The 24,545-nt window shown below is 60.9% G+C and carries 25 protein-coding genes and 1 tRNA gene; 19 read left to right on the top strand and 7 right to left on the bottom strand.

Going from position 1 to position 24,545, the window contains the following annotated elements; translation table 11 throughout:
- The first annotated feature begins 16 nt into the window (after positions 1–16).
- Positions 17–424 (top strand): VOC family protein, encoded by a 408-nt coding sequence (locus WOB96_RS08530; RefSeq protein ID WP_341370872.1) that lies wholly within the window; start codon positions 17–19, stop codon positions 422–424.
- Between the two features lie 257 nt (positions 425–681).
- Here WOB96_RS08530 and coq7 read toward each other — a convergent pair whose 3' ends face one another.
- Both coq7 and WOB96_RS08540 read right to left on the bottom strand, forming a co-directional pair.
- Entirely contained in the window at positions 682–1,323 is a 642-nt protein-coding gene (coq7, locus tag WOB96_RS08535; RefSeq protein WP_341370873.1) for a 2-polyprenyl-3-methyl-6-methoxy-1,4-benzoquinone monooxygenase, read from the bottom strand.
- 66 nt (positions 1,324–1,389) lie between these two features.
- Positions 1,390–2,121 carry a c-type cytochrome gene (locus tag WOB96_RS08540; RefSeq protein ID WP_341370874.1) on the bottom strand — a complete coding sequence of 244 codons (732 nt, stop codon included), beginning with the start codon at positions 2,119–2,121 and terminating at the stop codon, positions 1,390–1,392.
- A gap of 56 nt (positions 2,122–2,177) precedes the next feature.
- Between WOB96_RS08540 and WOB96_RS08545 the strand changes: the two genes are divergently transcribed.
- From WOB96_RS08545 to WOB96_RS08560, 4 genes are read left to right on the top strand one after another with little or no spacing between them, the layout of a single operon-like run.
- Entirely contained in the window at positions 2,178–2,624 is a 447-nt protein-coding gene (locus WOB96_RS08545) for a (2Fe-2S) ferredoxin domain-containing protein (RefSeq protein WP_341370875.1), read from the top strand.
- Positions 2,625–2,631: 7 nt separating this feature from the next.
- On the top strand, positions 2,632–3,345 hold the full coding sequence (locus tag WOB96_RS08550; protein ID WP_341370876.1) for an alpha/beta hydrolase: 714 nt from the start codon (positions 2,632–2,634) through the stop codon (positions 3,343–3,345).
- A complete protein-coding gene (locus tag WOB96_RS08555; protein WP_341370877.1) occupies positions 3,336–4,271 on the top strand; it encodes an ATP-binding cassette domain-containing protein in 936 nt (311 codons plus the stop codon). The genes WOB96_RS08550 and WOB96_RS08555 overlap by 10 nt, the downstream gene beginning before the upstream one ends.
- Before the next feature lie 28 nt (positions 4,272–4,299).
- On the top strand, positions 4,300–5,079 hold the full coding sequence (locus tag WOB96_RS08560) for an ABC transporter permease (protein ID WP_341370878.1): 780 nt from the start codon (positions 4,300–4,302) through the stop codon (positions 5,077–5,079).
- A gap of 183 nt (positions 5,080–5,262) precedes the next feature.
- On the opposite strand, the gene WOB96_RS08565 is transcribed toward WOB96_RS08560, so the two are convergent.
- A complete protein-coding gene (locus WOB96_RS08565) occupies positions 5,263–6,426 on the bottom strand; it encodes a cytochrome-c peroxidase (RefSeq protein WP_341370879.1) in 1,164 nt (387 codons plus the stop codon).
- Positions 6,427–6,619: 193 nt separating this feature from the next.
- Here WOB96_RS08565 and rplM point away from each other — a divergent pair, with 193 nt between their 5' ends.
- Together rplM and rpsI are read left to right on the top strand one after the other, a co-directional pair.
- Positions 6,620–7,048 carry a 50S ribosomal protein L13 gene (rplM, locus tag WOB96_RS08570; protein ID WP_341370880.1) on the top strand — a complete coding sequence of 143 codons (429 nt, stop codon included), beginning with the start codon at positions 6,620–6,622 and terminating at the stop codon, positions 7,046–7,048.
- Positions 7,049–7,060: 12 nt separating this feature from the next.
- The gene (gene rpsI / locus WOB96_RS08575) at positions 7,061–7,453 is read left to right on the top strand and encodes a 30S ribosomal protein S9 (protein WP_341370881.1); all 393 of its coding nucleotides are present in this window, start codon (positions 7,061–7,063) and stop codon (positions 7,451–7,453) included.
- A gap of 153 nt (positions 7,454–7,606) precedes the next feature.
- Here the strand turns inward: rpsI and WOB96_RS08580 are convergent.
- Positions 7,607–7,680: transfer RNA gene (locus tag WOB96_RS08580), tRNA-Gln, on the bottom strand.
- A gap of 222 nt (positions 7,681–7,902) precedes the next feature.
- On the opposite strand from WOB96_RS08580, the gene WOB96_RS08585 reads away from it, so the two are divergent.
- The 7 genes from WOB96_RS08585 to WOB96_RS08615 all read left to right on the top strand — a co-directional run bounded on the left by WOB96_RS08585 (position 7,903) and on the right by WOB96_RS08615 (position 13,214).
- Positions 7,903–8,238, top strand: coding sequence for a hypothetical protein (locus tag WOB96_RS08585; protein ID WP_341370882.1), 336 nt, complete (start codon positions 7,903–7,905; stop codon positions 8,236–8,238).
- 292 nt (positions 8,239–8,530) lie between these two features.
- Complete coding sequence (locus WOB96_RS08590) at positions 8,531–9,652, top strand: porin (RefSeq protein WP_341370883.1); 1,122 nt, start codon at positions 8,531–8,533, stop codon at positions 9,650–9,652.
- A gap of 166 nt (positions 9,653–9,818) precedes the next feature.
- Positions 9,819–10,028 (top strand): AbrB/MazE/SpoVT family DNA-binding domain-containing protein, encoded by a 210-nt coding sequence (locus WOB96_RS08595; protein WP_341370884.1) that lies wholly within the window; start codon positions 9,819–9,821, stop codon positions 10,026–10,028.
- Positions 10,028–10,408 carry a type II toxin-antitoxin system VapC family toxin gene (locus WOB96_RS08600; RefSeq protein WP_341370885.1) on the top strand — a complete coding sequence of 127 codons (381 nt, stop codon included), beginning with the start codon at positions 10,028–10,030 and terminating at the stop codon, positions 10,406–10,408. Before WOB96_RS08595 ends, WOB96_RS08600 begins: the two co-directional genes overlap by 1 nt.
- A gap of 31 nt (positions 10,409–10,439) precedes the next feature.
- Positions 10,440–11,480, top strand: a complete 1,041-nt coding sequence (gene argC / locus WOB96_RS08605) for an N-acetyl-gamma-glutamyl-phosphate reductase (RefSeq protein ID WP_341370886.1) — start codon at positions 10,440–10,442, stop codon at positions 11,478–11,480.
- A 106-nt stretch (positions 11,481–11,586) separates the two neighbouring features.
- On the top strand, positions 11,587–11,949 hold the full coding sequence (gene erpA, locus WOB96_RS08610; RefSeq protein WP_341370887.1) for an iron-sulfur cluster insertion protein ErpA: 363 nt from the start codon (positions 11,587–11,589) through the stop codon (positions 11,947–11,949).
- A gap of 77 nt (positions 11,950–12,026) precedes the next feature.
- Entirely contained in the window at positions 12,027–13,214 is a 1,188-nt protein-coding gene (locus WOB96_RS08615) for a citrate synthase (RefSeq protein WP_341370888.1), read from the top strand.
- Positions 13,215–13,249: 35 nt separating this feature from the next.
- Here WOB96_RS08615 and WOB96_RS08620 read toward each other — a convergent pair whose 3' ends face one another.
- The 3 genes from WOB96_RS08620 to mgtE form a co-directional block, all read right to left on the bottom strand.
- On the bottom strand, positions 13,250–14,410 hold the full coding sequence (locus WOB96_RS08620) for an anhydro-N-acetylmuramic acid kinase (protein WP_341370889.1): 1,161 nt from the start codon (positions 14,408–14,410) through the stop codon (positions 13,250–13,252).
- Between the two features lie 6 nt (positions 14,411–14,416).
- Complete coding sequence (locus WOB96_RS08625) at positions 14,417–15,793, bottom strand: M23 family metallopeptidase (protein WP_341370890.1); 1,377 nt, start codon at positions 15,791–15,793, stop codon at positions 14,417–14,419.
- A gap of 212 nt (positions 15,794–16,005) precedes the next feature.
- The gene (gene mgtE, locus WOB96_RS08630; protein ID WP_341370891.1) at positions 16,006–17,373 is read right to left on the bottom strand and encodes a magnesium transporter; all 1,368 of its coding nucleotides are present in this window, start codon (positions 17,371–17,373) and stop codon (positions 16,006–16,008) included.
- A 126-nt stretch (positions 17,374–17,499) separates the two neighbouring features.
- Here mgtE and WOB96_RS08635 point away from each other — a divergent pair, with 126 nt between their 5' ends.
- From WOB96_RS08635 to tyrS, 5 genes are all read left to right on the top strand, one after another.
- Positions 17,500–19,473 carry a sensor histidine kinase gene (locus WOB96_RS08635; RefSeq protein ID WP_341370892.1) on the top strand — a complete coding sequence of 658 codons (1,974 nt, stop codon included), beginning with the start codon at positions 17,500–17,502 and terminating at the stop codon, positions 19,471–19,473.
- The gene (locus tag WOB96_RS08640; RefSeq protein ID WP_341370893.1) at positions 19,463–20,848 is read left to right on the top strand and encodes a sigma-54-dependent transcriptional regulator; all 1,386 of its coding nucleotides are present in this window, start codon (positions 19,463–19,465) and stop codon (positions 20,846–20,848) included. Before WOB96_RS08635 ends, WOB96_RS08640 begins: the two co-directional genes overlap by 11 nt.
- Before the next feature lie 150 nt (positions 20,849–20,998).
- Positions 20,999–21,487 carry a DsrE family protein gene (locus WOB96_RS08645; protein WP_341370894.1) on the top strand — a complete coding sequence of 163 codons (489 nt, stop codon included), beginning with the start codon at positions 20,999–21,001 and terminating at the stop codon, positions 21,485–21,487.
- 553 nt (positions 21,488–22,040) lie between these two features.
- Positions 22,041–22,904 carry a hypothetical protein gene (locus WOB96_RS08650; protein ID WP_341370895.1) on the top strand — a complete coding sequence of 288 codons (864 nt, stop codon included), beginning with the start codon at positions 22,041–22,043 and terminating at the stop codon, positions 22,902–22,904.
- Positions 22,905–23,138: 234 nt separating this feature from the next.
- Positions 23,139–24,353, top strand: coding sequence for a tyrosine--tRNA ligase (gene tyrS, locus WOB96_RS08655; protein WP_341370896.1), 1,215 nt, complete (start codon positions 23,139–23,141; stop codon positions 24,351–24,353).
- Positions 24,354–24,545: the final 192 nt, after the last annotated feature.

Genomic DNA, 24,545 nt, shown 5'->3' on the forward strand with positions numbered 1-24,545 from the left:
TCCCAGGAGAAATTCAATGTTGCCAAGACCTGCAGCACCCATTGGCCTGCATCATGTGGCCTTGTTCGTTCCCGACCTGGCCGCGGCGGAGCATTTCTATGTCGATCTCATGGGTATGCGGGTGGAGTGGCGCCCGGACCCGGACAATGTCTATCTGACTGGCGGCAGGGATAACCTGGCCCTGCATCGACTGGTCGAGGCGGGCGCTGGATATGCCGATCCCGGCTCACAGAAGCTGGACCACATCGGCTTTGTCTTGCGAAGTCCCGAGGATGTCGATGCCTGGTTTGTTTTTCTGAAGGACGCCGGAGTCAGCATCAAGACCGAACCGCGTACCCATCGGGATGGCGCCCGCAGTTTCTATTGTGAGGACCCGGCAGGCATTACCGTTCAATTGATCCACCACCCGCCTTTGGCCGGATGATCGCAGCTGCCGCGCCTTTTTCCGGCGCGGCAGCCCTGCATTCCTAACCGAGCAGCACCGAGATCAGGCTGGCCCAGCCAAGTACTACCAGCGACACGATGACGACACCGAGGAAGCGGTGATTTACTGCAGTCGTTTGATCGTTCATATCCTTATCCTCTTATCCTTTTAAGTTCCGAGGGCATTTCCTGCCAGGAAGTTACCTTCTGGCTAATGAGGATAATAGGACACCGATATATTAATTACAAGTTGGTTTTTCAGACCCACAAACTTCCGCGGGTCATCAGACGGGAGAGCAGGCGCATGCCAAGCCGCGCGGGCAGGGGAAGCTTGCGCCCCCCCAGAGACATGGCGTTCTGCCCATGCTGGATCTCTTCTTCCTGCATGGTGTTCAGGATGGCGCGGGACCGTATGTCGTCCGCCGGGAGCTGTTGCAGGTGGTCCTCGATGTGTGCTTCCACCTGCCTTTCCACTTCGGCGACCAGGCCCAGGTTCGTGCTGCGCCCAAGCCTGGCGGCGCTCGCGCCCATCAGCCAGCCCCCCATGTACCAGAGCGGATTGAGCAGGCTGGGGCGCATCCGGAACTCGCGCAGCCGCTCCTCGCACCAGTGCAGATGATCGGCCTCTTCCCGGGCCGCCTGTTCCAGATGCGCGCGCAAGGGCGTCTCCCGGCTCATGAAGGCCTGGCCCTGATAGAGCGCCTGCGCCATCACCTCGCCAGCATGGTCTACCCGCATCAGGCGCCCGGCGCGAACCCGCTCGCTGGGTTCGACCAGGGTGTCATCCAGTGCCGCAGCCGGCGAAGGTTTGCCGGTTCCCCGCTGCACCCCGTGCAGGGTGCGTAGTGCATGATCAAACTGGCCAACGAGACGATCCAGGGGGGAGCTGTGGCGTTGCATGGCAATTCCTGAGGGGCCCAAAGATTTCAGTGTGCATCGTCTCTGCCTGAATGACAATTGCTGCGCTTACCTTGCCGCGCCCTGTGTGGCTGGTTTGCCGGCCGCGGGTGCGCCACCTTCCTGCGCGGCCTGACCCGGGGGCACCTTGCCGGGCTGAATGCTGGACAGATAATGTGCGGCTGCCAGCGCCTCCTGGGGACTGAGACGCTCCGCCACCACTCGCATCAGCCCCTGCGGATCATTCTTGCGCGAGCCCTTCTTCCAGTTCTCGATCTGGTTGACGAGATAAGTGGGCTGCTGGCCCGCCAGTCGGGGGAAGTTGACGCCGACCCCTACGGCCTGTGGCCCATGGCAGGAGACACAGGCGGGTATCTTCTTGTCCCAGTTACCGTTCAGCGCCAAGCTTTCGCCAAGTCTGAAATCAGGATCCTTGCCATAGGGCCGAGGGGTCATCTGCAGGTTCTGATTGGCATAGTAAGCCAGCGCGTCGCGGGCATCCTGATCGGACAGGGCCTTGGCGATGGGCTGCATGACCGGGTTTTGCCGCTGTCCGGTCTTGAAGTTCTCGATCTGCCTGAAAAGATATTCAGGATTCAGTCCCGCCAACCGCGGAAAGCCGGCCTGATCCTGGCCTGCGCCATGCTGGCCGTGACAGGTCGCGCAGGCCTGCAGGCCATTGCCTCCCTGCAGGACGATTTGCCTGCCGCGTTCCGGATTGCCGGCCGTTTGGGCCAGGGCGGTGTTTGCGAGTGTCACGGTGCCAAGCAAACCGAAGGCAAAGGCAGATATCCTTTTCACGATTGGACTCCTGGCGATGGGCTTCGGATGAGGAATTTACTTAAAATAAACCACCCATGTCGGTCAAGTCATCCGTCGTTCGGGTCGAGCGCCGCCAGGATGGCGTCTGCTTCCAAGGCTGGATTCGCAAGCGGCCGCCGATTTGGCTATTATGGCACAGTTCGGTGCTGCCGGAAGGAGTCCCTGTGGAAAAACCCTATTATCAAAGGCATATCTTCTTTTGCACCAATCAGCGCGAAAGCGGCAAGGCGGCCTGCAACAATTCGGGCGTGGCCGATGCCATGGCGAAGCTTGCCAAGCAGCGGGCCAAGGATCTGGGCATCCATGGTCCTGACGGGGTCCGGGTCAACCGGGCCGGCTGCCTGGGCCGTTGCGCCAGCGGACCCATTGCTCTCGTCTATCCCGAAGGGGTGTGGTACACCTACGTGGATGCCGAGGATGTGCTTGAAATCGTCGACTCCCACCTCAAGGACGGCGTGGTCGTTGAACGCCTGAAAATCTAGGACTTCCATGCTCCCCACCGACAAGCTGCAACGCTACGATGGCCTGGAAAGCGATTTCACCTGCGTCAATGAGACGGTCAGCATAGACGGTCCGGCCGGCAGGATCGAAGGCATTACCGCCTGTCCGCCTGAAGGGGACATTCGCGGCGTGGTTGCGGTCATCTGTCACCCGCATCCGCTCTACGGGGGTAGCCTGCACAACAAGGTCGTGCATTATCTGAGCCGCACCTGCAACGAACTTGGCATCCCCTCCCTGCGATTCAACTTTCGCGGCGTGGGCCAAAGCGAAGGAAGCTATGACGGTGGCCGGGGCGAGCGTGAAGACCTGCTGGCGGTGATCGACTGGGCATTGGATAGGCGCCCTGGATTCGACATCTGGCTCGCCGGCTTTTCCTTTGGCGCCTATGTGGCCTATTGCAGTGCCCGCGCCCGGCCACAGATACGGCGCCTGATCACGATTGCTCCACCGGTGAATCTCTTTGACTTTGGCGAGGCGCCCGCGCCGCACTGCCCCTGGCTGGTGGTGCAGGGCCAAAGGGACGAAATCGTGCCGTGTGAGGACGTCGAGCGCTGGGTCCGGGCCCATGATGGCGCGCCCGATCTGCTCTGCTTCAAGGACGCCGACCACTTTTTCCATGGACAGTTGAACGTGCTGCGCAGTGGTCTGCTGGATGCGCTTGCCGAGGATGCGCCCGAAGCCCTTCCCCTGACATGCTTCTAGTACCCGGTGGGGTGGTCCTGCAGGCCAGGGCGCTTCGCAAGGCCTACGGCGATCGCGTCGTGGTCGATGGCATCGACCTGCGCATCGCGGCTGGCCAGTGCCTGGGCATTCTCGGCCCCAATGGCGCTGGCAAGACCACCACCATGCGCATGATGCTGGGGCAGGCGCCGACTGACGGCGGCAGCCTGGAGGTCTTCGGCGAGCCCATGCCCCAGCGCGCCGAACACATCCGTGCGCGCCTTGGCGTGGTGCCCCAGGCAGACAACCTGGACCCCGACTTCACCGTTTACGAAAATCTCCGCATCTATGGACGCTACTTCGGCATCCCCGCGCCTCAGCTCGCGCAGCGCATTCCCGAGTTGCTGAATTTCGCCGAGCTGACCGACCGAGCCAACTCACCCATTGCTGCACTCTCCGGCGGCATGAAGCGCCGTCTCACATTGGCGCGCGCCCTGATCAACGATCCTGAGCTGATTCTGCTCGACGAGCCGACCACCGGTCTCGACCCCCAGGTTCGCCACCTCATCTGGCAGCGTCTGCGCAGCCTGCGTCAGGCCGGCAAGACCCTGGTCCTGACCACGCATTACATGGAAGAGGCGGAACGGCTTTGTGACGAAGTGATCGTCATGGACAACGGCCGCATCCTCGCCCAGGGCTCGCCCCAGAGCCTGATCCATCAATACGTCTCGCCTGAAGTCGTGGAAATCCGGGCTAATCATGCCGGCGAGCTGCCGGATCTCGACAGCCTGCCGGCGCAACTGTACCGCGACCGGGAAATCGTTGCTGATACCGCCTTTTTCTATCTCGACTCGGCCGGGCCCCTGCTGGAAGCGGTCAGGCAGGTGCCCGGGATCAGCGCGCTGATGCGTCCGGCCACCCTGGAAGACGTCTTTCTCAAACTGACCGGGCGCGACCTGCGCGATTGACCGGTGCTGACCGCTCGCTGGAGGAAACATGCTTGACTGGCGTCCACCCCGACCGCGCCTGCGCAGCCTCGCAGTCTGGCGCCGCAATGCCCTGGTCTGGCGCAAGCTCATGCTGCCCAGCCTGATCGGCAACTTCGGGGATCCCTTTCTCTATCTGCTGGGCCTGGGCTATGGCCTCGGTCTTTATATCGGCAGCATGGCCGGCATGCCCTACCTCGTGTTCCTGGCCTCCGGCATCGTCGCCAGCAGCGCCATGAACACGGCCACCTTCGAAGGGCTCTATTCCGCCTTCACCCGCATGACCCATCAGCAGACCTATGGCGCCATGCTGGCCACACCCTTGCAGGTGGATGACATCCTCGCCGGGGAGATGCTCTGGTGTGCCAGCAAGAGCCTGATCAGTGGAGCCGCCATCCTGATCGTCGCCACCCTGCTGGGTGCCGTCACGAATCCGGCTGCCCCCTGGGCCATCCCCATCATCTTTCTTACCGGTCTCGCCTTTGCCGGCCCCGCCCTGGTGATGACCGCGCTGGCGCCGAGCTATGACTTCTTCATGTACTACTTCACCCTGGTCCTGACGCCCATGTTTCTCTTTTCCGGGGTGTTCTATCCCATCGATACGCTGCCCGCGTTGCTGAAGGTGCTTGCCCAGATTCTGCCCCTGACCCATGCCGTCGCGATCCTGCGACCCTTGCTGGCCGGCGGCGGCATACAGGACTTCTGGGTTCATCTGGGGGTGCTGCTGGCTTACGCGGGGGTTGGTTACTACCTGGCCGTGGTGCTGGTGCGTCGTCGGCTGCTGGTCTGAGTGGTGTCAAATAGTTGACTTTCTCGTCCTGAAATAAGAATATTATCCCTAGCTTATGCTTGTGCTCCGCAAGGAGTCAGGAAAAGCTTGTTCCTTCCTCCTTTGGTGGTTTATTGGCGCGGATATCCTCCGCGCCTTTTTTGTGCCTGTTGCGAGGAGCGGGCGCCCCTCGCTTTGCGCCGGCTATCGAATCAGGGACGCATTGAGCACATCTGGCAGGCGCGGCATGGTCTGCTGCGGGAACTCACCGGTCAGAGAGTTCAGGAAGGTCACGATATCGGCCACCTGCTGATCGGTCAGGGTCTTGTCCAGCTGGCTCTTCGCCATCACGCGCACCGCCTCGTCCAGGGTCGGCACCGAACCGTTGTGAAAATAAGGAGCGGTCAGCGCGATATTGCGCCAGGGGGCCACGCGCCAGACGTTCCGGTCTTCTTCCTTCTTTGTCACATTGAAGCGTCCAAGGTCCGCAGTCAGATCGTACTTCTGCACATAGTCATTCGGGAAGCGGGGAAACTTCATGTAGAAGCCCTGGCCCACCGGCAATTGCGGTCCGGCAAAGTTCGGTCCACTGTGGCAGGACGTGCAGCCGACTTCCTGCACCAGCTTCAGGCCGCGCTGCGCTGAGGCATTCAGTGCGTTCTGATCGCCCTTGGCATAACGGTCGAAGGCACTGTCGGGAGTGATCAGGGTGCGTTCATAGCTGGCGATGGCCTTCACGATATTGTCGATGTTGACGGGGTTCTGGCCGCCGAACACCTGCTGGAATGCCTCCCCGTAACCCGGAATCGACTTGATCCGCTGCACGGCCAGATCGTGCTTGGGCATGCCCATCTCGACCGGGTTGGTGATCGGGCCCTTGGCCTGTTCTTCCAGGGTGGGCGCGCGGCCATCCCAGAACTGCACGCTCAGGAAGGCGGCATTCCAGACCGTCGGGGCCGAGCGCTCGCCAAGTTGCCCCTCGATGCCGACCGAGGTCGGGCGCGCGTCATCGCCGCCGGCCATCACGTTGTGGCAGGAATTGCAGGATACCGTGCCGGTGCGTGACAGGCGCGGATCGAAATAGAGCTGCTTGCCGAGTTCTATCTTGGCCGGGGTCATCGGGTTGTCGGCCGGAACCGGCGCCTTGGCAGGCAGGATGAAGCCCGCCAGCGGTCCGGCAGGGGCTTTCGCCTGCTTGTTGTCAGCTTGCGGCACGCTCTCGGTCCTTGCCGTACTCCCGGTCTCTTTATCCTGATCCTGCTGCTGGCCGCAGCCCGCGAGCCCCAGCAGCAGGGCTCCACCCATTGCAAGCACAAAGGCGCCCTTGCGGGAATTGCCAGCGCTGGGTAAGGGTTTGTCGTATGTCATGCTAAACTCCTGTCTTTGTGGGGTGGCGATGTATTTTAGAATATGTCTAAATGCTGCACTGATCAAGCAGGCTCGCCCGGCTGATCATGCTTTTCCGGGGCGAAGCCATTGAAGCCGGGATTGCCTTGACAAAGTGTGCGGCTGCCTATAGGATTCCGCCTCTACTCAAACGACAGATGTTTGGAGTTCCAGAATGAAAACGTTTTCCGCCAAGGCCCACGAGGTCAAGCGCGATTGGTATCTCATCGACGCCTCTGGCATGGTGCTGGGTCGTCTCGCCGTGGAAATTGCCAAGCGCCTGCGTGGCAAGCACAAGCCTGAGTACACGCCCCATGTCGATACCGGCGATTACATCGTCGTGGTCAACGCGGAAAAGGTCCGTGTAACGGGTAACAAGACCCGCGACAAGATGTATCATCATCATACTGGCTATGTCGGCAATCTCAAGACCAGCAGCTTTGAAAAGCTGATCGCCACCCATCCGGAGCGGGTCATCGAGATCGCCGTCAAGGGCATGCTGCCCAAGAATCCCCTGGGTCGGGCCATGTACAGAAAGCTGAAGGTCTATGCCGGATCCGAGCATCAGCACAGCGCCCAGCAGCCCCAAAACCTGACTATATAACGGAACAGGACTATGGCCGAACAGCAATATTACGGAACAGGGCGCCGGAAAACCTCCACGGCGCGCGTCTATATCAGGCCCGGCAAGGGCGCGATCATCGTCAACAAGCGCAGCCTGGAAGAGTACTTCGGGCGCGAGACCTCCCGCATGGTCGTCCGCCAGCCGCTGGAGCTGACCGGCAACGCCGACCGCTTCGACATCATGGTCAATGTGGCCGGTGGTGGCGCCAGTGGCCAGGCCGGCGCCATTCGCCACGGTATCACCCGCGCGCTCATGGTTTACGACGAGGCCCTGCGCGGAACCCTGCGCAAGGCGGGGTTCGTGACCCGCGATGCGCGTGAGGTCGAGCGCAAGAAGGTCGGCAAGCACAAGGCGCGTCGGAGCACTCAGTTCTCCAAGCGTTGATCTGTTGCCAGCCAGACAAAAAGCCGCCCCAGGGGCGGCTTTCTTGTTTTCTGGTCGCCCAGGACGGTTTGCCGGGCTTTGGACCACAGGCCGGGCCTGCGCGAGGGTGGTGCTGTGATTTCCGGGGAGTTCGGGAGTGCTTCGGGAAGGAAATGGCTGGGGGACTAGGATTCGAACCTAGGTTGACGGAGTCAGAGTCCGTAGTCCTACCGCTAGACGATCCCCCAAGCGATTGCGCTATTCTAGGTCATCTGGCTGCAGCTTTTCAAGTCTCCTGCCCGCCATCACGGAACTTTTCTGCAGGAATTGGGTTCTGGTACTTGTATAGATTGTGCGCGTATGTAAAATACCCGAATCCGCTCCCAGGATGGGGGCGGGCAAGTAAAATAAGCCGATGATGTTTGCGCAAACAAAATCGCTTTTTGATTTTGGACCCAAGGAGAATAGAAATGAACCTGAAGCTTTTGGCTGCTATCGCTGCTGGCATGCTCGTCCTGACCGCTTGCGGCAAGAAGGAAGAATCCACCGAAGCCCCCGCCGGCACCGAAGCCCCGGCTGATGCCGCTGCTCCGGCTGGCGATGCTGGCATGACCGGCACCGAGACTGCCCCGGCTGGTGATGCTGGCATGACCGGCGCTGCCCCGGCTGGCGATGCTGGCATGACCGGCGCTGCCCCGGCTGGTGATGCCGCTGCCACCGGTGGCGACACCGGCGCTGCCGGCACGGGCGCTGCTGGTGCCGAAGGCACTGCCGCCCCCACCGAGAGCCCTGCTGCTGCGCAGTAAGGTGTTCTTTGCCTGAGTCCGGGCGCGGCCATGCCGCGCCCCGGCCGAGTCAGGGCCCCGGGAAACCGGGGCCCTTGCTTTTTGTGGATATCCCGCAACTGTCTCCACTCTGCTTTTCAGGTTGTCTCCTCTCCTCAATGCAAGTGATATACCCATTTTTGCAGGCTCCGACCAAGGTCGCGTCAAAGTTCGGCAACAGGAAATGTTGCAGAAATGTTGCAAAGTGCTTTTTGTGCTGCTATATAGATACACAGCAGGTACAAACACTGCTTTAACTCTGAGGAGAGTAAACATGAACAAAATTATTGCTGCCGCCATTGCCGCGGCTGTCATGATGCCCGCCGCCAGCTTTGCTGCCGACAGCAAGCCCAGCGTCAAGGTGAGTGGTTATGTGCAGGCCGACTACCGTCTGGGTGACGGGAATGATGCGAACACGGCACAAGGGTATGGTGAGCACGAGTTCAATATGCGTCGCGCCCGTGTTGGCGTGAGCGGCAAGGTCAATGACCTGATCGGCTACGGTGTCACGCTCCAGGGCGACAACTCCAGCAATACCATCTTCCGCGACATGTTCGCCACTTTGAACTTCAATCCCCTGGCCAAGGTGACCGTGGGCCAGTTCAAGTATGAGTTCGACATCGAAGGTCGCGAGTCCTCTGCCGTGCGTCCCTTCATGGACCGCACCGATGTCACCAATCTCGTGGCCGATGGCATCAATCCCGGCAGCGGCTTCCGCGACAAGGGCGTGCAACTCTCCGGCAAGATGGACATGGGCGGCATGGGTGCCGGCTATGCCCTGGGTGTGTTCCAGGGTGAGGGCATGACCGGCAGTGATGCGCCAGTGGATGAGAATGGTATCAGCACTGGCGGCAACAACAACTTCATGTACACCGCCAACCTCTTCGTGATGCCGATGCCGGGCGTGAAGCTCAATGGCGGGTATATGAACAACGACCGCGGCGCCGATAACGTGACGGGAGGCGCGGCGAAAGATGAGCGCAGCGCCTGGACCCTGGGCGCGGCCTATGATGCCGGCCCGCTGCTGGCCCGTGCCGAGTATTATCAGGGCAAGGCGGATGCCGGTGCTGCGGGCGAAGATAAAACCAAGGGCTGGTATGCGATGGGTGTCTATACCGTGATGCCCGCTCTGGATCTGATGGCCCGCTACCAGACCGTGAAGCTTGAAGCCACCGGGGTCAGTGACGAGCCGGAGTTCGACAGCATCGATCTTGGCGCCAAGTACTATTTCGCCAGGAAGGGCAAGCGCGGTGGCACCAATGTCGCGCTCAACTACATGATCCGTGATGCGGAAGCCGGTTATACCACTACCCTGCTGAATGACGGCCGTGGTACTGAGGTTACTGGCGACGCCGTCGAGAACGTCCTCGCAGCCCGTCTGCAGGTCGCCTTCTAAGAAGCGGTTAACAGGCTGTACGCCGCCCTTCGGGGCGCTGACCGCCCGGGTTCGCCCGGGCGGTTTTTTTGTTGTGGGAGAGCGATTCCCAGGCTTTGTGATCCGGTTGATGCTGTGTCATCCGAGTGTTATCTTACTCTTTATTCATCGATCCATGGATGGTAAAATGCACGAAGTCACCTTGTCTTCCAAATTTCAGCTCAGCATCCCCAAGGCCATCCGCGAGCGCTTGCATCTCAAGGCGGGCCAGCGTTTCATCTTCGTCACCAGGGGCGATACCATTGCGCTCGTGCCGCAACGCAGCATGGCCGAGCTGCGCGGCAGCTTGCGTGGCGCGAATACCGACGATGTCAGGGACAGGCAGGATCGTATCTGATGGTCTTGGTGGACACCTGCGGCTGGATCGAATGGCTGACGGATGGTGCCCTGGCCGATGCATTTCAGCCATGGTTCAGTGATCCGGAAGTCCTGCTGGTACCCACTGTCCTGCAATATGAGTTATATAAGTGGATCTGCCGGGAGCGGGATGAGAGTTTCGCGCTGGAGGTCCTGGGTGTCACGGAGCGTGGGCAGGTGGTCCCGCTCGATACATCCCTGGCCTTGCTGGCAGCCGATCTCGCGGCTTCCTGTCGGCTCGCCATGGCGGATGCTATCATCTATGCCACGGCCCGCCAGGCAGGCGTTGAGCTGGTGAGTTCCGATGCGCATTTTTCGGGCCTGCCCGGCGTGCGCTATATCCCGAAACAGTCAGCTTAGGCCGGGTCAGGTTCTTGAGGAGTCGTAAAACATGAAAGTCCGGGTTGGTATCGTGGGTGGCACCGGCTATACCGGGGTCGAGCTGTTGCGCATTCTCGCTCAACATCCCCAGGCGCGCGTCACCGCAATCACTTCGCGCGGTGAGGCGGGTACGCGGGTGGATGCGCTCTTTCCGAACCTGCGCGGCTTTTATGATCTGGCCTTCAGCGAGCCTGACCCATTGCGGCTTGCGGATGCCTGTGATGTCGTCTTTTTCGCTACGCCGCATGGGGTGGCCATGGACTTGGCGCCGCAACTGCTCGAGCGCGGCGTGAAGGTCATCGATCTCGGGGCGGACTTTCGCCTGCGCGACCCTGAGAGCTTCGCCCGCTGGTATGGCATGGACCATCGCAGCCGGGACTGGCTGGCGCAGGCGGTGTATGGCCTGCCCGAGACCCGGCGCAACGAAATCCGCGAGGCGCGGCTGGTCGCCAATCCGGGTTGCTATCCCACGGCCACGCAGCTTGGCTTCCTGCCCCTGCTGGAAAGGGGCCTGCTCGATGCCCAGGGCCTGATTGCCGATGTGAAGTCCGGCGTGAGCGGGGCAGGGCGGACGGCCAGGATCCCCAATCTCTTTTGCGAGGCCGGAGACAGTTTCAGCGCCTATGCCGTGGCGGGGCATCGCCATCAGCCGGAGATCGAGCAGGAGCTGTCAGTCTGGGCCGGGCAGGAAGTCCTGCTCACCTTCGTGCCGCACCTCACGCCCATGATCCGCGGCATTCATGCCACGCTCTATGGCCGCTTGAGCAGCCCCATGGATACTGCGGAACTGCAGGCGCTCTTTGAGGCGCGCTATCAGGGCGAGCCCTTTGTCGACGTCTTGCCGGCCGGTTCGCATCCGGCCACCCGCAGCGTGCGCGGTGGCAATGTCTGCCGCATTGCGGTGCATCAGCCGCGTCCGGGCCAGATTGTGGTATTGTCGGTGATCGACAACCTGGTGAAGGGGGCATCCGGGCAGGCGGTGCAGAACATGAACCTGCTCTTTGGTCTGCCGGAAGATGCCGGGCTTGGGGCATTGGCGTTGCTGCCCTGATTTTTTGAACTTGACGCCGGATAGAATGTCCGAGGAAAATAGTCGGGTAATATTGGGCTGACCCGCTTGCCCGAAATACATGAACCTTGATTGATGGAGACTGCATATGAGCACGATGACCCAGGAAGTGGAAGAAATCCCGGCAGCTTTGACCCTGACGGAGAATGCGGCCAACAAGGTCAAGGGCCTCATCGAGGAAGAGGGCAACCAGGATCTCAAGTTGCGCGTGTTCGTCTCGGGCGGTGGCTGTTCCGGCTTCCAGTATGGGTTCACCTTTGACGAGAACGGCCAGGAAGGTGACACCGAAGTGAACCAGCACGGCGTGACCCTGCTGATCGATCCGATGAGCTACCAATATCTGGCGGGCGCGGAAATCGATTTCAGCGAGGGCCTGGAAGGCGCGCAGTTCGTGATCAAGAATCCCAATGCCACCACCACCTGTGGCTGCGGTTCTTCTTTTTCCGCCTGATCTGCTAAAATCCATGCAGGACCCAAGGGAGGCCTCGGCCTCCCTTTTTGCTGTTGCGAAACGGCTGAGGAGAGATCATGCGGGACAGACTGCCGGAATACTTGCCGGGCCTCGAAGGCGTGCCGGCCACACGTTCGAATATTTCCTACATCGACGGCCAGGCGGGCCTGCTGGAATACCGGGGCTATCCGATCGCCCAACTGGCGGAGCACAGCACCTTCGAGGAAACGGCCTTGCTGCTGCTCGATGGCGAACTGCCTCAAGCCGCGGCCCTGGAGGAGTTCGATCAGGCCATGCGCAGTGCCCGGCGGGTGAAGTACAACGTGCGGGAAATGATGAAGTTCATGCCCGTGACCGGTCACCCTATGGACATGCTGCAGACCGCCGTTGCCAGCCTGGGCATGTTCTATCCGGCCTATGATCTCCTGAGCGGCGGGCCGCGCAATGATCTCGATTACGTGCACAAGATGTCGGTGCGCATCATCGCGCGCATGCCGACCCTGGTGACGATGTGGGAGCACATTCGCTGCGGCAATGATCCGGTCCCGCCGCGCACCGACCTGACTCACGCCGAGAACTTCCTGTACATGCTCAAGGGCGAGCAGCCGGATCCCTTGCTGGCGCGTATCCTGGATGTCTGTCTCATCCTGCATGCCGAGCACACCATCAATGCCTCGACCTTCGCGGTATTGGTGGCGGGCTCGACCCTGGCCAGCCCTTATGGCGTGATTGCCGGGGCGGTGGGGACCCTGTCTGGCCCTCTGCATGGTGGCGCCAACGAGAAAGTGGTCGAGATGCTGGCGGAGATCGGCGACGCGAAGCACGTGGGAAAAGTGCTGGATGAAAAGCTGGCGCGCAAGGAAAAGATCTGGGGCTTTGGCCACCGCGAGTACAAGACCAAGGATCCTCGCGCGACCATTCTGCAGGGTCTGATGCAAAGGCTGGCCGATCAGCGCGGCTTGCGTCACAGCCAGCTCTTTGAAACGGCCCTTGCGCTGGAGAAGGCCGCCGAGCAGCGGTTGGGTGCTAAGGGCGTATTCCCGAACGTGGATTTCTATTCGGGCGTGCTGTATTACGAGATGGGCATCAAGCCGGATCTCTTTACGCCAATCTTTGCAATGGCCCGATCCGCGGGCTGGCTGGCGCACTGGCGCGAGCAACTGGGCGACAACCGGATCTTCCGCCCGACCCAGGTCTATACCGGCGAACACGGCCGCGAGTACGTCCCGCTCGGCTTGCGGGAGCAGGGCCCGGAAGCAGTCTGACCGGCATCATTCCGGGCTTTTGCGCCCGGAATGGTCTATCCTGCCCGGGTCACCTTCTGCAGCAACTTGCCCCAGTTGTCGCCGGGATGGATGGCGCCGAGTGCCACGCCCCGGCGCGCGCCCGTGACGCCGGGCAGGTTGCCGGGCAACCCCATGACGCTGCGCAGGGCCAGCCAGGCAAAGGCCATGGCCTCGAGTGCCTGGCTCGGAATGCCGGTTTCCCTTTCTCCGCGCAGGATGCGCATCTCCGGCAGTGCCTTGGCCAAGGCCTGCATCAAAACAGCATTTTCGGCACCACCGCCAAATACCAGCATTTCCGGTGCAACGGCGGTCCAGCGCCTGATGGCCTGCGCCACCGATTCGGCGGTGAGCGCCACCAGGGTAGCCATGAGGTCCGGCCCTTGGCAATGCCATCGCTCCTGTAGCTGGCTGAGATAGTCTTCCCCGAACAGTTCCCGACCCGTGCTCTTGGGCGGAGGCTCCTGAAAATAGTCCGCCTGCAGGCAGGCGGAGAGGATGTCCTGGTTCACCTGCCCCTGCCGGGCGATCTCGCCATTCGCGTCAAAGTGCTTCGCGCCCTGGCTGAGCTGTCGCGACAGGGCATCCAGCAGGACATTGCCCGGACCGGTGTCGAAGGCCACGGGCTCGTCCTGGGATGCTTGCGGCGGTAGCCATGTGAGGTTGGCCATGCCGCCGAGATTGAGGATGATGCGCGGCTGATGGGTCTGAAACAGTGCCTGATGGAAGGGGGGCACCAGGGGCGCGCCCTGTCCGCCGGCGGCCAGATCGCGCGGGCGAAAATCGGCTGCCGTGGTGATGCCGGTCGATTCGACGATATCCTCGGCCTGGCCAATCTGCAGGGTAAAGCCATCTCTGCCCGCGGGCTGATGCCGGATGGTCTGGCCATGGCAGCCGATCACGTCGATCTGATCCCTGGAAAAGCCGCTGGTCTGCAACAGGGTATCGACGATACCTGCATAGGCCCGCCCGAGCTGACGGGCGCAGCGGCCCATGTGCGTGATCTCGTCGGGTCCGGGCTGATTCAGGGAGAGCACGCTCTGGCGCAATGCGCCCGGGAAGAGCTGGCTACTGTGATGCAGCAGTTCGATATGCTTGTCTGATTGACGGATCAGGGCGGCGTCGATGCCATCGGCGCTGGTGCCCGACATGATGCCAATGGCGTGCCAGATCGTCATTTGATATTAACGCATTGCAACCTGCGAGGCGGCTTCCTTGCCCTCCAGCAGGGCAAGATACTGGGTAGCCTGACTGCGATAGCGCTTGCGATAGTTCTCAGGCAGGTACTCGGCATTGGGCAGGGCGACCTTGAGCGGGTCTTTGGCAACGCCATTGACGCGAATTTCATAATGCAGGTGGGGGCCGGTGGCCAGGCCAGTCTGTCCGACAAAGCCGATGGTCTGCCCGAGCTTCACCTTGACGCCTGGTCTGATGCCCTTGGCGAATCGGGAGAGATGGCCGTAGGCCATCGAGATGCGCCGGTCGTATTTCAATACGATCAGGTTGCCATACCCGCCACCCCGTCCGGCCATTTCCACCGTGGCATTGGCCGTGGCCACCACCGGGGTGCCGGTGGGCGCGGCATAATCGACACCCTTGTGTGACCGCCACTTGCCAAGCACCGGATGGTAGCGCGCCTTGGTGAACTTGGAGCTGATGCGTGAGAAGGCCACCGGGGTTCGGATGAAGGCCCTTTCGGTCAGTCGGCCATTGGGGTCCACATATTTGATGCTGCCATCCGGGTATTCGAAACGCATCAGGCGGTAGGTTTTGTCGTCGAGCTTGAGTTCGGCAGCCAGAATGTTGCCATCGCTGATCTTGTGGCTGCCATCGTAGCGGGCATCATGGATCAGGGTCAGGGTGGTGCCGGGATGCAGATCGCGGGCGAAGTCGACGTCATAGCGGAAGATGTGCGCGGCAGCGAGAATGGCGGCATCACTCAAGCCGGCGCGCTGGCCATCCTCGAACAGGGAGCTTTTGATCGCCACGGTGCTGCGCTGGCGCCGGGTTTCAAGTGGCTTTTCATCGATCCTGGCGCTGTAGCGGCCGCCCTGGGCCTGAATGGTCAGGGTTCGCACCGGGCTGAGATGTACCCGCACTTTCTCCGGGGTGTTGTCGGCCCCCTTCTGTACTTCCAGCTTGTCGCCGGGACGCAGTTTGCGCAGGGAGTAGACCGACCGGCTGGCATCCGCGATGGGCAGGGCGACCCGCGGATCGAGCCCGGCACGAGAGAAGAGGGTCGAGAGTGTATCGCCCTTCTTGAGGGTCAGCAGCTCCCACTCCGGGACCTTGAGTTCGGGCATTTCGAGCTGGGTGTCTGGCAGGGAAAGCTGGGGGTTTTTCGCATCCGGCGGGGTGGGTAGCGTGAGCGGGTTGACACTGAGCGCCATCAGGTCCGGGGTGGGTGCCTTGTAGGCGCTGCCGGTCAGGTTGTACCCCAGACCGAATACGATGGCTGCCATGGAAAGGGAGAGAACGAGTTTCCGCCGGTATTTGGTTTTTTCAGGCCCGGAGGCGGTGGGAAGCATGCTATCGAGGATGTCCGGATGGTGTTTTTTCATCGTTTTCTCCAGCTGTCCCGCAACCTGATCCAGGAAGGGAAGCCGCGTTTTCGCGAACCAAATCAATGAAACCTTAGTTCATCCAGCAGCAAAGTTCAAGCGCCATGCGGTCCGGGACTTTGGTCTGGATGCTGGCTGATCCTGTTGCGCATGCGCAACAGGATTCATGAAAATCATTGTAGATGCGCAAAAATTGATATTTCAGCCCCTGCTTATTGAATCAGGAAAAAAGTGGCCAACGCAAGGAAGGTGAAAAAGGCGGTCATGTCCGTGACTGTCGTGACCAGGCCGGAAGCAAGGGGTGGATCGAGATTGAGGCGGCGCATGGCGATGGGCAATGCAGAGCCGACCAGGCCGGCCATGATCAGGCTGACCAGCATGGCAATGGCGATCAGGGCGCCCAGCATGGCGTTGTCAAAACGCCACCAGGTCACCAGGGCCAGCACGGCACCGATGATCAGACCGTTGAGCAATCCGACGATTGCCTGGCGACCAATGGTACGCAGCCCCAGGCTCAGGTTGATCTGACCCAGGGCGATGCCACGCACGACGATGGTAAAGGTCTGGATGCCACCAACACCACCGACGTTGGCAATGATGGGCATCAGCACGGCAAGGGCTGCCATGCGGCTGATGCTGTCCTCGAAGATGCCGACCACCATGGAAGTGAGCGTGGACAGGCCCAGATTCAGCATGAGCCAGCTCGAGCGTTTGGCGACGGTGCGGCTGACCGCCTCGTGCAGGTCGCCAGCCTCGCCGAGATTGGCCAGGCGGTAGAGATCTTCCGTGGCTTCCTCTTCCAGCACGTAGAAGATGTCGTCGGCGGTGATGCGTCCCAGGATGTGTCCGCCCTCGTCGAGCACCGGCATGCTGGCGAGATTATGCTGCTTGAACAGATGGGCAACGCGCTCCTGATCCACTTCCGGGGTGACGCTGACCGGATCGGTATCGGCGCCTTCGATGACCGGCTGCTCGGGATCCAGGCGCAGCACCTGATAAAGGCTGATGACGCCGTTGAGCACCCCACGGTTGTCCACGAGATAGATGTCGTGGATGTCTTCGAGATCCAGTGGCGCGCGCCGCAGCTTTTCCAGCACCCGCCTGACCCGCCACTTGGCCGGCACCGAGAACAGTTCCGTCTGCATCAGGCCGCCGGCGCTGTTCTCGGGATAGCTCAGCAACTCGCGCACATGAGCCTGATCCGCCTGGGGCAGGAACGCGATCAGATCCTGGCGGCGGGCCTCGTCGTCCTCCCATTGCAGCACGTCGGCGGCATCGTCGGTGTCCATCAGCGCCAAGGCGGCACCAATGCGATCTTGCGGCAAGCTGTCGAGCATTTCCTGCGCGATCACCTCGTCCGCCAGCGGCAGGAGTTCGGCAAGTTCCTCGGTATCGAGCACGGGGTAGATGGCGCGTCGATCCAGCGGAGACAGCAGATTGAGCAGGAGCAACTGATCACCTGGGTGATGATCCTCGATCAGGGCGCGCAGGGCATCCTGATCCTGCTTGTCCAGGGCCTCTAGCACGCGTTCCAGATGCGCGCGTGAAATGCTGCTTCTCTTGGCTCTCTCGACGCCCATGTGTTCTCCTGTGTCCCGCGCCGGCATCTTCTGGCCAGCGGCGGATTTTGTCAAACCCAGGCATCGATTCCGAAATGGAACGAATCTTGTATGTCTTTGGGCAGAGTCCATCATCCGGAACAACCTATGCGCCTTCAAAGCAAATTCTTTGTCGTGCTTGCCCTTGCCAGCATTGTGCCCTTGCTGGTCGTCCTGGGCGTGGTGGTATCCCAGAACGCCAAGCGTCTGGAAAGCCAGGTGCAGGAGGAAATCAGCCTGGCTGTGCGCCAGAGCATTCAGGATGCCCGTGCGGAAGTGGCCTCCGACCAGGCCATGGTGCGCGCCCTGGCCACCGTGCCGGTATTCGAGGATTTCGTGCGGGTCATGGATGGGCGTGATCCGCTTGCCTACCAGCAGCAGGCAGACCGGACTGCCGCCTTCATGCTGGCCTTCCAGCGTGAACAGCCCGGTATACAGGCCATCCGGGTGATCGATCGGGATGGCATCAATCTCCTGAAGTCAAAGGAAGGCTCGCTGGTCGAACCGAAGCTGCACCTGGCGGACGGGCGGGCTTATGTCGGCAACCTGGCCGATCAGCCCTTCTTTCACTGGGTGCGGGACAATCTCAAGGTCGGGGAACTTGGCATGTCCCGTTTCGAGATGGGGCAGGCCGGGCCTGAGGAAGATTTCTGCCCGCCCATGATCCGCTACATGATTCCGCTGAGCGTCAATGGTGAGGTAAGGGCCTTTCTGGCGGTAAACACCTGGGGCAAACGCTTCGACGAGTTGTTCGCACGGATCGCGCGGCGCAGCAAGGGACAGGTCTTCGTGGCCGAACTGGATCCCCGGGATGCCCGGCGGGATGGGGTATTCCTGTACCATCCGGATCGGCGCCTGCGCTTTGGCGACCAGACCGGCAGGAATTATCGGGTTCAGTCGGTATTGGGGCAGACTGTCTGGCAGCAGCTCGGTGCGCGAAGCCAAGGCGTCATTTCCCTGCCGGATCGCAATGAGAGATTGTTTTTCCAGCGATTCGACCCGGGTGGCGTGGGAAATCCTGGCTGGATCGTTGCTGTCCGGGTGTCGCGTGACATCCTGCTCGCGCCGGTTGCCGAGATGCAGCGCAGTATTCTCCTGCTGGCAGCCTTGCTGCTGGTCCTGAGCCTGGTGCTGTCGCGCTGGCTGGCCCAGCAACTTGCTGATCCCATCCGCCTGCTGGCGGCCAAGCTGAAGGGGTATGCCGATGGGGAGCGGGACTTTCCGCTGGAACTGCGGCGGACGGATGAGCTGGGCAGGCTTGCCCAGGCATTCAACTACATGGTCCAGCGTCTGGATGCCACGGCGCAGGAGCGGGATCGGGCCGAGGTGCTCGCCTGTCAGGCCGCCAAACTGGCCACGGTTGGGGAATTGGCGGCAGGTCTTGGCCATGAGATCAACAATCCGCTGAACAACATGCTGGCCCTTGCCAAGCTGATGGAGCGGGAGGGTGCCGGCCAGTTGCCGGCCTGGTTGCAGGAGGATCTGGTCACCATGCGCCGCGAGTGCGAACGGGCTGCCGACATCATTCAGGGCCTGCTCAATTTTTCCCGCTGCATGCAGCCCAATTATGATGAATTTTCCCTGCAAGCCCTGCTGGAGGAAGCCGTTTCCTTGCTACGGCGCAAGGCCCAGTCCGCTGGTGTCGGTCTGGAGCTGCAGGTGGCAGGCGATCTGCGGCTCAGGGCTGACCGCGGCCAGATCCTCCAGGTGCTCATCAATGTCATATTGAATGCCATTCAGGCCTGCCCGAGTCAGGGGCAGGTATTGATCATGGCCTTCGAAGACCCGGAGAACCTGCGGGTTCATGTCGAGGATAGCGGGCCGGGCGTGCCGGAAGAACTGCTGCCGCGCATCTTCGATCCCTTTTTCAGCACCAAGGCCCAAGGGCAGGGTACAGGTCTTGGACTGTCGGTGAGTTTCGGTATCGTGAAACGCCACAGAGGAGAGCTCTGGATGGACAGAAGCCCGGTGCTTGGCGGTGCCCGGATAAAGATTCAGCTGCCACGGGCCGCTCAGGAAGCAGCCAGCCAAGCAGTCAGGAACGTCACTGGTCTTCAGGAGGTATTTCGCCATGCCGGTTAAGTTGCCGATCCTCTTCGTTGACGACGATCCCGTTGCCGCCAGCATGCTGCGCCGCTTTGGCCGCATGTTGCCCTATCCCAGCGAAGTCTTCGAGGATTCCCAGGCAGCACTCGATGCCTTTGCCTGTCAGGGCGCCTGCCTGGTGGTCACCGACCTGCGCATGCCGGGGATGGACGGCTTTGAACTGCTGCACCGCCTCAAAGGCATCGATCCGGAAGTGCCTATACTGGTCGTGACTGGCCACTCCTCGCTGGATAATGCCATTCATGCCATGAAGGCGGGTGCCGCGGATTTCATCAAAAAACCCTTTGATCTCGATGAAATGGCCCTGGTCATCGAGCGTGTCCTGGAAAAGTCGCGTCTTGAGCAGGAAAATGCGCTGCTCAGGCGTGCGATGCCCGACTGGAGCAATCTCGGCATGATTGGCCAGTCGTCGGCGATGGAGCAGGTGTTTGCCCGCATACGCAAGGTGGCCGACATTGCCTGTAACGTCATCATCAGCGGCGAATCCGGTACCGGCAAGGAACTGGTCGCGCAGGCCATTCATCAGAGTGGCGCACGTCGGGAAAAGCCATTTGTCGTGATCGACTGCGGCGCCCTGTCCGATACCCTGCTGGAATCCGAGCTGTTCGGCCATGAAAAGGGGGCTTTCACCGGCGCGGTGAGCCGCAAGCGCGGCCTGCTTGAAGCCGCAAGTGGTGGCACGGTGTTTCTGGATGAAATCTGCAATATCTCCGACGCCATGCAGATGAAGCTGTTGCGGGTCATTCAGGAAGGCCAGCTCACCCGGGTCGGTGGCCTGCAGCCGGTGCATATCGACGTGCGCTTCATCGTTGCAACCAACCGGGACCTGACACAGATGGTGAAACAGGGCGAGTTTCGACATGACCTCTTTCATCGCCTCAACGTCGTGGACATTCGCCTGCCGCCCTTGCGCGAGCGCGTGGAGGACATTCCCCGGCTGGCCACACACTTTCTTGCCGAGCTCACCCAGCAGTATGCCCGCAATGTGCCGGGCTTCACGCCGACCGCCCTGCAGGTGCTCTCTCAGGCAAGATGGCCCGGCAATATTCGCGAACTGCGCAACGTCATCGAGCGTGCCGTGATCATGGCCGAGCCCGGGTGTCCGCTGGACATTGCGGACCTGCCCGAGATCGAGCCGGCGGACACGCCCGGATTCAATGCCGAGCTGCCAGCAGAGTCCTTGGTCACACTCGCCGAACTCGAAAGCCGCTACATCGCCCATGTGCTGCGGCTGGTTGGTGGTGAACGCAAGCGCGCTGCGGACATTCTCGGCATCGACAAGACCACCCTCTGGCGCAAGCTCAAGGACCTCCCCACGCCGCCAGGCTCGGGTTTGCTGAAAAGCGGGTGATTGCAAATTGCACCGCGGCAGATGATCGACACTTGCAAAATGCAGTCCTGAGACAAAAGGGACTGCATTTTTTCTGACTTTCTGGCGGCATGCTTCTTGTATTAAGCGCTTGGAGCCTTTCAACAGCCTTCATCAGCTTAAGGAGACAACATGAAGCCGTCTTTCCTATCAGGCGCAATGGCCGCGCTCGCCTGTGCCGGCCTGCTTTTGACAGGACCCGTGCAGGCCGCGACGGAAGCCCCTGCCGAGACTTCGGACCAGGGCATCAACAGCATGCCCCCCGATGACAGCCTGGCCACTTACAAAACCGTGATTCAGGCCAGTGATGGCAGTGCCGAGAAGCAGACCCTGATCCTCAACAACGTTGCCAACCTGCTCAAGTACTTTGGTCCGGACATGGTCGCCATCGACGTGGTCGCCTATGGGCCAGGCCTGCGACTGTTCTTCAAGGACAATGTAAACGCGCAGCGCATCCAGGATCTCGCCGCTCAAGGAATCAACTTCCTTGCCTGTGAAAACACCATGAAAGCCATGAACAAGGTCAAGGCCGACCTGAACCCGGCGGTCAAGACCACGCCTGCGGGCATCGTCTACATCCTGAAACGCGAAAAACAGGGCTGGCTCTATATTCGTCCCTGAATACACATCACATGACCGCTCGAGGAGAAAAACAAGTGAACAAAACAATTACAAAGCTGATCATCGGAGGAGCAGTGATATTGGCTGCCGTCCCGCAGGCGGCGCAGGCCACCAACTGGTTTGCCCTGCAGGGCAATGAGGCACCCGGTACTGCTGCCCCGGTTAAGATCTGGGGTTTCATGCAGCCTGCTTTCGAGTATTACACCGGGGATGGCGTCAGCGGCGCGGCAAACGCGAACTTCAATGGCCGCGATCCGGTTTTCAACAAGGTGGCGCCCGACCAGACCAGTACATCGAGTTTCTTCCTGCGTCGTGCGCGCGTCGGCGTGCGTGGCGTGATGTCTCCCATCGATGAACGGATCAACTATTTCATCATGGCGGAATTCGGCAAGAACGGTATCACTCGCGAGGATGCCGTGGCACTGGCCGATGCCTCGGTGACGCTCAACTACATTCCGGGTGCCCGCATCCGGATTGGCCAGTTCAAGCTGCCCATGCCGAGGAAGGCCTGCAGTCCGTACCGATCGTCTACGCCTATAATAACTTCACCAGTGTGCTCGATAGTCTGGTCTTGGAGCGCTTCATGGTGGCGAATGGCGCACCGGGTCAGGCCGGAAATTTATACGCGGCACCACCTGCGGGTACCGTGGGCGGTAATGTCGTCGGCAGCTCCAGCGCATTCCGTGACATTGGCATGCAGGCATACGACTGGTTCACGAAGGGCAAAATGGAATATGCCTATGCCGCCATGGTCAGCAATGGCAGCGGCATCAACACCACGGACAACAATGGCGACCGGGATATCACCGCACGCTTGCAGGCGAGCTACATCTTTGGCGGTGCCGGTGTCTTTCGCGAGGATCTGACCGGCTGGATCTGGCGCCAGCAGGGTAACCGCACTTTCGACGGCAACAGTTACCGGCGCGTGCGCGAGGGGCTGGGTTTCAAATACTGGCAGAAGCCCTTGCGGGTGTCCGGCGAATACATGCGCGGCAAGGGCATGATCTTTACTGGCCTGAACCCGCCCTTCAATGACACTGGTTTCGATGCCACCCCCACCGTGGATGGCGTTCAGTCGCCGACGAACACCATGGCCCTGGGCACGGAAAACAAGGCCGACGGCTGGTACCTCGAAGCCGGTTACTTCGTCATGCCCAAACTGGAACTGGACCTGCGTTATGACACCTTCGACCGGCTCAGCAACAATGCCGCCCAGGAACGCCAGTTCACCACCTGGACCCTCGGTACTCAGTATCACTTCAGCCCCAAGGCGCGCGTGACCCTGAACTATGAGTTCCGCGACCAGGAAGTCCCTAATCCCGGTGCCATCACCCAGGCGGCCCAGCGCCAGAACGCCCTTGCCATCTCCGATGCCATTGGTGACCGCTTCAGCGCTCAGGTCAACTTTATCTTCTAGACTGGCACGCATCGTGCTTCAAGAGTCGCGTAGTGCAGTTGGCGGGCAATTCGACAGCCCATGCTGCGTCTTTCCCCGTGCTAGCCCGCCAACCTTTTCGGCCCCCGGTTTCCCATCGGGGGTCTTTTTTTATCCATATTCCACTTGTCCAATCGGCACAGCGGGCATGTTAAGATAGCGCCGATCGGGCCAAAGGGCCTTTCGAGGCCCGCACACACTTTCAAAGGAATGCTCATGGAGGGTTTGCAAGAAAGTCTCGCCATCCTGCGCCGTGGCGCCGTGGATGTGCTCGTCGAGGCGGAATTCGAGGAGAAGCTCAAGCGCTCCTTCAGCGAAAACCGGCCCCTGCGGGTAAAGGCCGGATTCGACCCCACCGCGCCCGACCTGCATCTGGGGCACACGGTGCTCCTGCAGAAAATGCGCCAGTTCCAGCAGCTCGGTCACGAGGTCATCTTCCTGATTGGCGACTTCACCGGCATGATCGGCGACCCGACCGGCAAGAATGTCACCCGCAAGCCCCTGACGCGCGCGGAAGTGCAGGCCAATGCCGACACCTATGCCCGGCAGATCTACAAGGTGCTCGACCCCGACAGAACCACCGTGGCCTTCAACTCCACCTGGATGAATGCCATGAGTTCGGCGGATCTCATTCAGCTCGCCGCCCGCCAGACCGTGGCCCGCATGCTCGAGCGCGAAGATTTTCACAAGCGTTACACCGGTGGCCAGCCCATCGCCATTCACGAATTTCTCTATCCCCTGGTGCAGGGCTATGACTCCGTCGCCCTCAGGGCGGACCTCGAGCTTGGGGGTACCGACCAGCGCTTCAACCTGCTGATGGGGCGCGAGTTGCAGCGCGAGTATGGACAAGCCCCTCAGGTCATCATGACCATGCCCCTGCTCGAAGGGACCGACGGCAAACAGAAGATGTCGAAGTCGCTCGGCAATTATATCGGGATCGATGAGGCGCCCGCGGAGATGTTTGGCAAGCTGATGTCGATCTCCGATGAACTCATGTGGCGCTACTTTGTCCTGTTGTCTGATCGCGATGCTGCTGAGCTGAACCAGTGGCAACAGGAAGCAAAGGACGGGGTTCGCAACCCCCGCGACATCAAGATGTTGCTGGCCTGGGAACTCGTGCAGCGCTTTCATGGCCTTGGCAAGGCAGACGAGGCGCAGCGGGATTTCATCGCGCGTTTCCAGCGGAACCAGATACCCTCAGAGTTGTCTGAATATAACCTTGATGCGGAAGGTGGCGGTCTCGGCATCGCCACGGCCCTGACCAGGGCCGGTCTGACGGCCAGCAACAGCGAGGCCTTCCGCAAGATCCGTGAAGGTGCCGTGCGTCTCAATGGCGAGCGGATCACCGATACCACTCTGCAGCTGCAGGCGGGAGAAACCTGGGTGGCCCAGGTGGGCAAGCGCCAGTTCGCCCGCTTGGTTATCAGTTAATCCTTTGATTTTTCAGTATTTTTCGAGATTTCGAAAAAATTCTGAAAAAGGGTTGACGAAGGGCTCCGGCCGCGTATAATGCCCACCACATTGCAGCGATAGCCGAAAGGCGGATGCAACGGCAACACAGGATTCGGCTCTTTAACAAACTGGTTGAGTGAAGTGTGTGGGTGTGGTGAGCACCGACGGCAT

Origin of the sequence: Thermithiobacillus plumbiphilus (assembly GCF_038070005.1) — a bacterium.
Classification (GTDB): Bacteria; Pseudomonadota; Gammaproteobacteria; order Acidithiobacillales; family Thermithiobacillaceae; genus JBBPCO01.

What these genes read in the sequence shown, in the direction of transcription:
- WOB96_RS08530 (WP_341370872.1), top strand. Translation starts at nt 17, where the DNA reads ATGTTGCCAAGACCTGCAGCACCCATTGGCCTGCATCATGTGGCCTTG.
- coq7 (WP_341370873.1), bottom strand. Translation starts at nt 1,323, where the DNA reads ATGCAACGCCACAGCTCCCCCCTGGATCGTCTCGTTGGCCAGTTTGAT.
- WOB96_RS08545 (WP_341370875.1), top strand. Translation starts at nt 2,178, where the DNA reads ATGTCGGTCAAGTCATCCGTCGTTCGGGTCGAGCGCCGCCAGGATGGC.
- WOB96_RS08550 (WP_341370876.1), top strand. Translation starts at nt 2,632, where the DNA reads ATGCTCCCCACCGACAAGCTGCAACGCTACGATGGCCTGGAAAGCGAT.
- WOB96_RS08555 (WP_341370877.1), top strand. Translation starts at nt 3,336, where the DNA reads ATGCTTCTAGTACCCGGTGGGGTGGTCCTGCAGGCCAGGGCGCTTCGC.
- WOB96_RS08560 (WP_341370878.1), top strand. Translation starts at nt 4,300, where the DNA reads ATGCTTGACTGGCGTCCACCCCGACCGCGCCTGCGCAGCCTCGCAGTC.
- WOB96_RS08565 (WP_341370879.1), bottom strand. Translation starts at nt 6,426, where the DNA reads ATGACATACGACAAACCCTTACCCAGCGCTGGCAATTCCCGCAAGGGC.
- rplM (WP_341370880.1), top strand. Translation starts at nt 6,620, where the DNA reads ATGAAAACGTTTTCCGCCAAGGCCCACGAGGTCAAGCGCGATTGGTAT.
- rpsI (WP_341370881.1), top strand. Translation starts at nt 7,061, where the DNA reads ATGGCCGAACAGCAATATTACGGAACAGGGCGCCGGAAAACCTCCACG.
- WOB96_RS08585 (WP_341370882.1), top strand. Translation starts at nt 7,903, where the DNA reads ATGAACCTGAAGCTTTTGGCTGCTATCGCTGCTGGCATGCTCGTCCTG.
- WOB96_RS08590 (WP_341370883.1), top strand. Translation starts at nt 8,531, where the DNA reads ATGAACAAAATTATTGCTGCCGCCATTGCCGCGGCTGTCATGATGCCC.
- WOB96_RS08595 (WP_341370884.1), top strand. Translation starts at nt 9,819, where the DNA reads ATGCACGAAGTCACCTTGTCTTCCAAATTTCAGCTCAGCATCCCCAAG.
- WOB96_RS08600 (WP_341370885.1), top strand. Translation starts at nt 10,028, where the DNA reads ATGGTCTTGGTGGACACCTGCGGCTGGATCGAATGGCTGACGGATGGT.
- argC (WP_341370886.1), top strand. Translation starts at nt 10,440, where the DNA reads ATGAAAGTCCGGGTTGGTATCGTGGGTGGCACCGGCTATACCGGGGTC.
- erpA (WP_341370887.1), top strand. Translation starts at nt 11,587, where the DNA reads ATGAGCACGATGACCCAGGAAGTGGAAGAAATCCCGGCAGCTTTGACC.
- WOB96_RS08615 (WP_341370888.1), top strand. Translation starts at nt 12,027, where the DNA reads ATGCGGGACAGACTGCCGGAATACTTGCCGGGCCTCGAAGGCGTGCCG.
- WOB96_RS08620 (WP_341370889.1), bottom strand. Translation starts at nt 14,410, where the DNA reads ATGACGATCTGGCACGCCATTGGCATCATGTCGGGCACCAGCGCCGAT.
- WOB96_RS08625 (WP_341370890.1), bottom strand. Translation starts at nt 15,793, where the DNA reads ATGAAAAAACACCATCCGGACATCCTCGATAGCATGCTTCCCACCGCC.
- mgtE (WP_341370891.1), bottom strand. Translation starts at nt 17,373, where the DNA reads ATGGGCGTCGAGAGAGCCAAGAGAAGCAGCATTTCACGCGCGCATCTG.
- WOB96_RS08635 (WP_341370892.1), top strand. Translation starts at nt 17,500, where the DNA reads ATGCGCCTTCAAAGCAAATTCTTTGTCGTGCTTGCCCTTGCCAGCATT.
- WOB96_RS08640 (WP_341370893.1), top strand. Translation starts at nt 19,463, where the DNA reads ATGCCGGTTAAGTTGCCGATCCTCTTCGTTGACGACGATCCCGTTGCC.
- WOB96_RS08645 (WP_341370894.1), top strand. Translation starts at nt 20,999, where the DNA reads ATGAAGCCGTCTTTCCTATCAGGCGCAATGGCCGCGCTCGCCTGTGCC.
- tyrS (WP_341370896.1), top strand. Translation starts at nt 23,139, where the DNA reads ATGGAGGGTTTGCAAGAAAGTCTCGCCATCCTGCGCCGTGGCGCCGTG.